4 protein-coding genes are annotated in these 6328 nt (G+C 37.7%); 1 reads left to right on the top strand and 3 read right to left on the bottom strand.

From position 1 onward, the window contains the following. Positions 1–3 precede the first annotated feature (3 nt). From ACOVQ4_RS22790 to ACOVQ4_RS22780, 3 genes are all read right to left on the bottom strand, one after another. The gene (locus tag ACOVQ4_RS22790; protein WP_421822885.1) at positions 4–702 is read right to left on the bottom strand and encodes an SAM-dependent methyltransferase; all 699 of its coding nucleotides are present in this window, start codon (positions 700–702) and stop codon (positions 4–6) included. An 8-nt stretch (positions 703–710) separates the two neighbouring features. After that, the gene (locus ACOVQ4_RS22785) at positions 711–1481 is read right to left on the bottom strand and encodes an alpha/beta fold hydrolase (RefSeq protein WP_421822884.1); all 771 of its coding nucleotides are present in this window, start codon (positions 1479–1481) and stop codon (positions 711–713) included. A gap of 77 nt (positions 1482–1558) precedes the next feature. Further along, a complete protein-coding gene (locus tag ACOVQ4_RS22780) occupies positions 1559–2395 on the bottom strand; it encodes a glycerophosphodiester phosphodiesterase family protein (RefSeq protein WP_421822883.1) in 837 nt (278 codons plus the stop codon). Positions 2396–2784: 389 nt separating this feature from the next. Here ACOVQ4_RS22780 and ACOVQ4_RS22775 point away from each other — a divergent pair, with 389 nt between their 5' ends. After that, entirely contained in the window at positions 2785–6102 is a 3318-nt protein-coding gene (locus tag ACOVQ4_RS22775) for a TonB-dependent receptor domain-containing protein (RefSeq protein ID WP_421822882.1), read from the top strand. The last annotated feature ends 226 nt before the right edge of the window (positions 6103–6328 follow it).

Raw genomic sequence — 6328 nt, 5'->3', positions numbered from 1 at the left:
CTATTAGGCGCTCATCAAAAACATCGTTGGTTTTTTGTGCAAATCAGGCTTTTGTTTTTTCCATTCCGAAATAGTTTTGGTTTGGATAAACTCATCCTCTGCACTTACATTACTGGCAATACAAAGTTTGATATTGCCTTGACAAGTTTGCAAAATATCTTCCAAAAACTGATTATTACGAAATGGCGTTTCCATAAATATCTGCGTTTGGAGTTTTTGAGCGCTTTTTTCTAAATTCTTTAAAGATTTCTGCCTTTCAATTTTGTCAATCGGTAAATAGCCATGGAAAATAAAAGATTGACCAGAAAAACCCGAAGCCATCAAACCCAGAAGGATAGAGGATGGCCCAACAAGCGGACATACCCTAATACCCATTTCATGGGCTATTTGTACAGCAACAGCCCCCGGGTCTGCTACACCAGGGCAGCCTGCCTCTGACATGACGCCGATAGATGCATCGGCCGGAATTTGTTTAAAATAGGAACGAACCTTATCAACGGTAGTATCTTTATCCAATTCAAAAAATACTAATTCGTCAATAATCTTGCCCAATTTGAGTTCGCTGATACAACGACGAGCCGTTCTGATATTTTCTACAAAATAATAATTGGTGTTTTTTACCACCTCCAAGATTTGAGGAGCCAACACCTGATGTGCCGTATTGGGCGCCATTGTGGTTGGGATAAGATATAAAGTCTTCATGGAGGGGACTATTGTACAAATTCTCGTGTGATTCTAATAAATTCTTGTGGGTTGTCTGCCTGTACCCAATGGCCTGCGCCCTCTACAGTGACTAATTCGTAGTTAGGGAAAATTTCCCAAATACGACGTTCGTCCTCTGGCTGGATATAGTGCGATTCGGAGCCACGGACAAATAGTACGGGTTGGTCTACCACATGTTCGTTGTCTAACTCATGACCAACTACATCAATATTTTTGGTGATAACAGGAACGTTGATTCTCCAATCAAATTGATTATCTTTTTCTGGGTTTCTCCAAAGGTTTTTAATCAAAAACTGACGTACCCCTTCTTTTTCCTCAAAGCGTTTTAATATTTCATTGGCTTCGGTGCGACTACTAAGATTTGGAAGATCGACAGCCGCTAGTCCTTGCAAAATCATGTGATGATGTACAGGATAGTATTTGGGCGCAATATCGACCACCATCATTTTTGAAAAAGAATCAGGATAGTTGAGCGCAAATTGCATGACGGTTTTTCCACCCATTGAGTGACCGATGATAACAGGGTTTTCGATTTGATGATCGTCGATAAATTCTTTTAAGTCGGCAGACATTACTTCGTAATTGAACTCGTCACTTCTTGGTGACTGACCATGATTACGCTGGTCGACCATATATACCTGATAAGTGTCGGCTAAAACTTTCCCGATGGTAAGCCAGTTGTCCGACGAACCAAAAATACCATGAAGAATAATAATTGCTTGGCCAGTTTCGCCAGCTTTTCTAAAATATAGTTTCATTTTTGAATATGAGAGCTGTCTACTAAATGTACATTCCGATTAAAAAGCGTTTATCTGCCAAAATCTAAGAAGGAATGTTATTTGTTTTTTTCTGCAAAGATACGACTTACCTCGACAGGGTAATCAGTAATCATTATATCTAATTGCAGACTTTGTGCTAAATCCTGATAAAACTTAGGTTCAAAGGGCTTTGGATGATTTTTAGCGTTTTCGCTACAATCTGCCATCAGACGAACACCTTTTGCTTTTAAGTCGGCAATGACAGACACAGGCGTTTGAGGATTTATATAAGCTACAAGCTGTTTTAAATCAGGCTGGAATGCTAGAATATTTTTCCAATCTTCTTCATTTCTTATCAAGGTAGAAATATTTGTAGTTGTTGAAAGTTGAAAAACCTCCTTGGTGTCTTCAGGTTTGAAAGTGAGAAAAAGCACCCTTGAATCGAGTTGATGTTTGTGTACTGCATCGTACACTTTTTTCCAAGAAGTTCCTTTAACATCGAGCATCAGCCAAGCCTTTGGGTGGTTTTTCAGCCAAACCAACATTTCATCGAAAGTAGGAAGCAGTATTTTTGAAATATTTCCTTGACTATTTTTTAAAAAAGTTTTTGAAAGTAATGAATCATTGGATGTTTTGATGAGTCCTGTTGCAGTGGTAGTTCTTTCAAGACTAGTATCATGCAATATAAAGAGGTTGCCATTGAGGTTTTCTCGAATATCTAATTCGAGAATAATAGGAGAGGAGTGGGTATTTTGATAAGTATAGTTAAACATTGAGGGACTATTTTCAGGGAATTTTTGATAAAATCCTCCACGATGCCCACAAACCTTAAGATTTTGTGCAAAACAATTTATGTTACTTAAAAGTAGGACTAAATAAGTAATTAGGAAAATAAAATTTCGGGCAGTATTCATACCTCAAAAGAATTTAAGAAACGCTTCTTTAAATGCTGGAAATCCAGATGAAATGAAGGTTATGTCAATTTTAAAATTGACATGACCTGTAGCAAAATTAAAACCTTTATCATGAAATATAAGTATATACATCAATTTTGGTGAATCTTTAAAAAATACTAATCTTGTAGATTAACATAAAACTAGAACCTTTGTACGACAATAGTTAAATACTTTAAATAAAAATTAGTACTATTCTTAGTCTAAAGATGGCCGAAACTTAAAAATCAGTATCTTACGGTAAGGAAATTTACATTCAGTTAATTTTCAAATTTTGTTGTTACTAATTTTTTGTTGTTATTTTGTAGCCAAATCATCCATTCAGTTTCTAACTAAATTCCAAATTCACTATGTTGAAAAGAATCTTTACGACTAATGTAGTTTTGACATTGCTTTTTGCGGTTGCTGCTACTATTTCAAGTGTACAGGTTTTTGCTCAGGTTACATCTTCATCAATTTCTGGTATTGTTACTGATAAGAAAGGTGAAGCCCTTCCTGGCGCAAGCGTTATTGCTGTACACACTCCTTCTGGTACACGTTATGGTGTATCTACAAATGCATCTGGCCGTTATACTCTTCCAGGGGTACGTGTTGGCGGTCCTTTTACAATCAAAGTAACTTTTGTTGGTTACAAAGAGCAAGTTAGAGAAAACTTGTACACTACTTTAGGTACTGCAACTAACGCTAGCTTCACAATGGATGAAGATGGTGGAAAACAATTAGATGAGGTAGTTGTAAAAACTTCTCGTTCAGATGTATTTAGCTCGGGCCGTACAGGTGCAGCTGCTTCATTTGGAACTGGAACTATCAATAGTCTTCCTACAATTGGTCGTACAATCGACGACATCACTAAGTACAATGCCTACAGTAACGGTCGTTCTTTTGCTGGTCAAGATAGCCGTTTCAACAACTTTACAATTGACGGTTCGGTATTTAACAACGGATTTGGTTTAGGTAGCTCGGCGCAAGCGGGTGGTCGTACAGGTACAACGGCTGTATCTTTAGATGCAATCGAGCAAGTACAGGTAAACATTGCTCCATTTGACGTTCGTCAATCTGGTTTTGCTGGTGCAGGTATCAACGCTGTAACACGCTCAGGTACTAACGAATTTACAGGTTCTGCTTATCACATTTTTAGAGGTAGCAGCCTTGTAGGTAAAAAAGCAGATGGAAGAGATTTACCAACAGTAAATATTGATGAGAAAACTACAGGTTTTAGAATTGGCGGTCCTATCATCAAAGATAAATTGTTCTTCTTTGCTAACTACGAAAACTTCAAAAGTTCGACGCCAGCATTGAGCTGGTCAGCAAACCGTGCTGGCGCTACAGGTAACGTATCACGTGTTACTGCAGCAGATTTGGAAGATTTGAGTAGCTTTATGAAGACCAACTTCGGTTGGGACGGAGGTGCCATCGATAACTTCAACAACGATGTAACTTCTTCAAAAGCTTTGATTCGTTTGGATTACAACATTAATAATAACCACAAGTTGTCTGTTCGTTACTCACACCATGATTCTCAATCTGGTTCTATCATCAGTAACTCAAACTCAAGTAACACTGCTGGTAACGGTAACAGAACTAACTCAGCGCTTGCGTTGTCAATGCAAAACACTGGTTATGTGATTCAAGATAACACTCGCTCAATTGTTGCTGAATTAAACTCTACGTTTAATAGCAAGTTTGCCAACAACTTTATTGCAACTTACAACAAGCAAATTGAAGACCGTCTTCAACAAAACTTGTTCCCGACAATTGATATCTTGAAAGATGGTTCTACTTACACCGCATTGGGTATGGATCCATTTACGCCAAACAACAAGTTGAATTATTCTACTTTGAATTTCACGAACAACTTGTCTTATTTTGCAGGTAACCACACATTGACATTAGGTCTTGCTTACGAATACTTCACTTCGAACAACGTATTCTTCCCATCTTCAAACGGTGTTTGGGTATTCAACTCAATCGACGATTTCAAAACTGCGGCATTAGCATACAAAGCTAATCCAAACTTGACAACATCTCCTGTACCTATCGCACGTTTCAACTACAGATACTCATTGTTACCAAACGGAGAAGAGCCTCTTCAAACTTTGAAGATTTCAACTTACTCTGCATACTTACAGGATGAATTCCAAGTTAATGATCGTTTGAAAGTAACAGGTGGTTTGCGTTTTGATATCTTTAGCTATGACAACTCAACTTCTGCTTCATTCTACAACCCTGTTGTTGCTGGTTTGACTTATAAAGATGAGAATGGTGCTAACTTGAAAGTAAACACTGGTGCATTCCCAAGTGCTAAATTGTTAGTATCTCCACGTATTGGTTTTAACTACGACGTTAAAGGTGATAAAACTACTCAAATTCGTGGTGGTACTGGTATCTTCGTTTCTCGTATTCCTCAAGTATTGGTATCGAACCAATTGGGTAATAACGGTGTAAACACTGCTTTGATTAGCCCTACAACTGCTGCTGACAGATTGAAATATCCATTTACTTTGGATCCTAGCGTTTATAAGCCAACTACTACAGATATTACAAAATTGCCTGCTTACGTAGTAAATGCTTCTAAAGAAGATTTGGAAAACCCAATGATTTGGAAATCAAACATCGCGATTGACCAAAAATTACCTTTTGGCTTGATTGGTACAGTTGAAGCTATCTACAACAAAAATATTAACGCTTTACGTTATATCGATGCTAACTTGAACGCACCAACTACTAAGTTTACTGGTGTTGATACTCGTGATAGATTTACAGGTACAAGATTTATGAATAGCGCAACTACTAACGTATTCGTGCTTTCAAACACTAACAAGGGTGAGTCTTACTCATTTACTGCTAAATTAGAAAAACCAACAACTGATGGTTTTGGTGGTATGTTGGGTTATACTTATGCTCTTGCTAAAGACCTTCAGTCAGTTGGTTCAACAGTTCAAGCTAACATTCCTACAGTTGCTGGTCAAAACTATTTGACAACATCATATTCAGATAACGATTTGCGTCACCGTATCGTTGGTTATGTTAACTACCGTTTGAACTATGGTGGTAAAATGGGAGGTTCGACAATGTTTACTTTAGGTATGGTATCTAACAGTGGTTTCAGACAATCTTACACATTTGGTAACGACTTTAACGGCGATGGTCAAATCAACGACTTGATTTTCGTTCCAAATAAAGGTTCTGACTTGAACTTCGTTAACCAAACAATCAGTGGTCGTGTATATACTGGTGCTGAGCAAGCTGCTGCATTTGATGCATTTATCGACGGTAACGACTACTTGAAAACTCGTCGTGGTCAGTATGCTGAGCGTAACGGTGGATACTCTCCTTGGTTGACTCGTTTTGACTTTACAGTTGAGCAAGATTTTTATGTAAAAGCTGGAAAAAATAAGAAAAATATCATCCGCTTACGTGCTGATATCTTGAACGTTGGTAACTTGTTGAATAACAAATGGGGTGTAGGTTGGGTTTCTACTAACTTGAACCCATTGAGAGCAACTGTTGCTAGCGATGGTTCGGTGACTTATACTTTAGGTACACAAGTAATTCAAGATGCTACTGGTGCTAACCAAACTATTTTGTTGCGTGATTCATTTGTTAAGAGTATCAACGTAAACAACGTATGGCAAGCTCAATTCGGTATTCGTTATATCTTCGAATAATCGAAATACTTGACACAATACATACAAAAAATCCCGCCTCACAAGGGCGGGATTTTTATTTGCAATGAGGTAATATCTTGTGTGAAATAGAACAAAGAATATTCGCCATAGATACTTTTAGCAAAATAAAAACCCCAAGCATTTCGCTTGGGGTTTTTATTTTATTTTCTCTCATAATCTTCAAAACCTCTGTGATTTGCCATTTTGTACAGCTCATCTTTCGGTA

Source organism: Flectobacillus sp., from assembly GCF_049240685.1.
Lineage (GTDB): Bacteria > Bacteroidota > Bacteroidia > Cytophagales > Spirosomataceae > Flectobacillus.
This window is presented reverse-complemented; position numbering and strand designations above follow the sequence as displayed.

What these genes read in the sequence shown, in the direction of transcription:
- ACOVQ4_RS22790 (WP_421822885.1), bottom strand. Translation starts at nt 702, where the DNA reads ATGAAGACTTTATATCTTATCCCAACCACAATGGCGCCCAATACGGCA.
- ACOVQ4_RS22785 (WP_421822884.1), bottom strand. Translation starts at nt 1,481, where the DNA reads ATGAAACTATATTTTAGAAAAGCTGGCGAAACTGGCCAAGCAATTATT.
- ACOVQ4_RS22780 (WP_421822883.1), bottom strand. Translation starts at nt 2,395, where the DNA reads ATGAATACTGCCCGAAATTTTATTTTCCTAATTACTTATTTAGTCCTA.
- ACOVQ4_RS22775 (WP_421822882.1), top strand. Translation starts at nt 2,785, where the DNA reads ATGTTGAAAAGAATCTTTACGACTAATGTAGTTTTGACATTGCTTTTT.